Origin of the sequence: Muriicola sp. (assembly GCF_041567615.1) — a bacterium.
Taxonomy (GTDB): Bacteria; Bacteroidota; Bacteroidia; order Flavobacteriales; family Flavobacteriaceae; genus Muriicola.
Genome location: NZ_JBFGBM010000229.1, coordinates 1 through 3,551, shown reverse-complemented (window position 1 = coordinate 3,551; position 3,551 = coordinate 1). Strand labels below are relative to the sequence as shown.

General features: G+C 50.0%; 3 protein-coding genes. 2 read left to right on the top strand and 1 reads right to left on the bottom strand.

From position 1 onward, the window contains the following. Nucleotides 1-12 precede the first annotated feature (12 nt). A complete protein-coding gene (locus ABYP73_RS12305; protein ID WP_372944703.1) occupies nt 13-1,386 on the top strand; it encodes an aspartate aminotransferase family protein in 1,374 nt (457 codons plus the stop codon). A gap of 7 nt (nt 1,387-1,393) precedes the next feature. Here ABYP73_RS12305 and ABYP73_RS12300 read toward each other — a convergent pair whose 3' ends face one another. After that, nucleotides 1,394-1,939, bottom strand: a complete 546-nt coding sequence (locus ABYP73_RS12300; RefSeq protein ID WP_372944704.1) for a pyridoxamine 5'-phosphate oxidase family protein — start codon at nt 1,937-1,939, stop codon at nt 1,394-1,396. 302 nt (nt 1,940-2,241) lie between these two features. On the opposite strand from ABYP73_RS12300, the gene guaA reads away from it, so the two are divergent. Then, on the top strand, nt 2,242-3,551 hold a 1,310-nt coding region (gene guaA / locus ABYP73_RS12295), incomplete at its 3' end, for a glutamine-hydrolyzing GMP synthase (protein ID WP_372974523.1).

Sequence of the window (3,551 nt, the reverse complement as noted above, 5' to 3'; positions counted from 1 at the left end):
TAAATGCACCGTATGCACAATATCGACATAGATTTGGTGGAAATGACCCTGGATGTCATGAAATACGCCATCAACAGGATTACCAATGTGTCCCCCTCCCTGGGGGACATAAAAAAAGAAGAAGAATTATTCGACTTGGTAGGGGAGACCATCACGCCCAAAGGGATTGGGGGGGAGAGGGCCTTTCAGCTCTTTAGGGACGTACTTGTTAAGTCGACCGTGCCTATAGACCACCCAAGGCACCTGGCCTTTGTGCCGGCGTCTCCTACCCGGGCGGCGGTGATGTTTGACCTGGTCACTTCTGCTTCCAGCGTTCACGGAGCCTATTGGATGGAAGGGGCGGGAGGTATTTTTTGCGAAAACCAGGCTATGAAATGGCTGATCTCCCTCACAGGAATGCCAGATGGTGCCTTTGGGGTCTTTACCAGTGGGGGTACTGCTGCCAACCTGTCGGCCATGGTAACGGCCAGGGAATATTGGAGGAGGTCTGCTGCACATGTGAACAGAAAGGGTTTGATCATGACCTCGGTAGGGGCGCATTCCTCCATCAAGGCCATGGCCAAGGTCATAGATGCCGATGTGCACCTGGTAGAGACGGAGGACAGGCTTACGGCCGATCTGCTCCGCCGGGAGATTCGTTCCTTGCCTGCGGAAAAAAGACAAAATTTATTCGCTGTGGTAGCCACGGGTGGGACGACCAATGCAGGTATCATAGATGACCTGGAGGGGATAGCAGGGGTTTGCCGGGAAGAGGGGTTGTGGTACCACGTGGATGCGGCCTATGGAGGCGGTGCCCTGGCGGCGGATTCTGTGCGACACCTCTTTGACGGAATTGAGAAAGCAGACAGCATTACCATTGATCCGCACAAATGGCTTTTCTCCCCCTACGATTGCGGCGCGGTCCTCTACCGGGATCCGTCCCTGGCTCTGGAGGCACATAAACAGGAGGGGTCTTACCTAGATATCTTTAAGGATGAAGGCGCCAGCGGCTTTAATCCCGCCGATTATCAGATCCAGCTTACCCGAAGGTTAAGGGGTATGCCCCTTTGGTTCTCCCTGGCGACCCATGGCACCGATAAATACAAGTGGGCAGTTGAGAGGGGGATTTCCCTGGCAAACATCGCGGGAGAGCTCATCGAGCAAAGGTCAGATCTATCGCTGGTCAGGCCGCCAAGCCTGTCTTGTGTCCTGTTCCGGAGAGAAGGGTGGGATCCGCAGAGGTATCGCGACTGGACCTACCGAAATCACAGGGAGGGCATTGCCCTGGTGACTCCTACCCAATGGAAAACCGAAAAGGGATACGAAACAGTGCTGAGGTTTTGCTTTATCAACCCGGATACCACCGTGGAAGATATCAAATTGATCCTGGACACATTAAAGGACTGAGCCGATTTCAGGGGACAATAAATTCCCCTTCCCACCGGCCGTCTTCCCATGAATAGCGCACCCGGATATGATTGGGACGTTTGAGCCGGAGATACTCGATCTTAAAAGGAACGATCTCCAGAATGCAAAAATGGTCCTCGTCTTCCAGGTAATCCAGTTTTTCCGGACTGGCCAGGCTCGTGCCTGGTGCAGAGGTCGTAGTATAGTCCTTCTGCGCATTCTTGTCTATCCCGCTCCAGTATTTTTTCTTAGCCTCCTCATCCTGAACGATGAGGGCAGGACCTTCAATTCTGATCTGGGTGAGGGTGTCGGGATTGTAGAAAAGAAGACCGACTTTTTTATTTTCCTTCAAATGAATCATTTTTTTGGAACGCCTGTCTGTATAAATGGTCATCCTCAGGTCATCGGATACTTTTCTGAGGACTACGGTACGCAATCTGGGGACCTGATCGAGGCCCACGGTGGCCAGTGTGAAATATCTGAAGGGATGGTCTTTATGGGTGGCTCCTTTTTGTAGTTCTACCTTGACTTCCTCTAAGTACGTATTTATCATCCTCTGGAAAATTATGCTTAAATATAAAAATTTTAATGTTCGGGGTAGGGTTTTTTAAAGATGAGTTGTTCTATAAGAAATTGCTTTGAAAAAGAGAATTAGCAGAGTGTCATAAAAATTCATGTGTTTAGGTTGGTTTTTGATTTGAAAAGCCTTGACCGTAGGGGTCAGGGCTTTTTTTTTGATCCTGCCCCCGGACAAATATGAACAGGTACTGACAAAGGGAAGTTCTGCGTTGATAAGTGGGGGATAAATAACGAAAAAACTTAGGCTGAAAATACCTCAAATTGCTATTTTTGGCCATGCAAAACAACGTTCTCATCCTCGATTTCGGATCTCAATACACCCAGCTCATAGCACGCAGGGTCAGGGAATTGAATATTTTCTGCGAAATAAAGCCTTATAATCATCTTCCCGAAAACCTTTTGGAGTACAAGGCGGTCATCCTTTCCGGCTCGCCTTTCTCTGTTCGGTCTGAAGAAGCGCTTCATCCCAATCTCGACGGGATCAAAGGCAAGATCCCTCTATTGGGTGTGTGTTATGGAGCTCAGTATATAGCCCATTTTCACGGAGGAAATGTGGCCCCATCCAAGACCAGGGAATACGGCAGGGCCAGGCTCGCTACGATCAAAGACGGGGAACCCTTTTTCAGGAACATCTCTGTGGGTTCCCAGGTTTGGATGAGCCACTCCGATACGATACAAAAATTGCCTGAAGGGGCAGAATTGCTCGCGAGTACAGAAGATGTGGAGAACGCTGCCTACAAGATCGCAGACGAGAAGATATATGCCATTCAGTTCCACCCTGAGGTCTATCACACAACGGACGGAAAACAGCTCTTGGAAAATTTTCTCGTGGGCATAGCCGGGTTGGAACAGACCTGGACCCCGGATGCCTTCGTGGAAACTACGGTAGCGAGCCTTAAAAAAGAAATAGGGGATGACAAAGTGATCCTGGGGCTTTCCGGGGGTGTTGATTCTACGGTAGCAGCCGTTCTTTTACACAAAGCCATCGGAAATCACCTGCATTGTATCTTCGTCAACAACGGCTTGCTGAGGAAAAATGAATTTGAAGAAGTGCTGGAACAATACAAGTATATGGGCCTCAATGTAAAGGGGGTAGACGCTTCGGCACGCTTTTTGGATGCACTTGCCGGAGAAGAGGATCCCGAAAAGAAGCGAAAGATCATCGGGGGCGTTTTTATCGATGTCTTTGATGATGAGGCTCATAAGGTGGAGGATGCCAAATGGCTCGGACAGGGGACCATCTATCCGGACAGGATCGAATCGGTTTCAGCTTCCGGTGGGCCTTCGGCTACCATCAAAAGCCATCACAACGTGGGCGGGCTCCCTGATTATATGAAATTAAAAGTGGTAGAACCCCTGAAAATGCTGTTCAAGGATGAGGTGAGAAGGGTAGGTGCTACCCTGGGGATCGCTGATGAGCGGCTGGGAAGACACCCATTTCCCGGCCCCGGCCTGGCTATCCGGATTTTGGGAGACGTAACAAGGGAGAAAGTTACCATTCTACAGGAAGTGGATGCCATATTCATCAATGGATTGAGGGAATGGGGCCTGTATGACGATGTGTGGCAGGCCGGAGCCATGCTCCT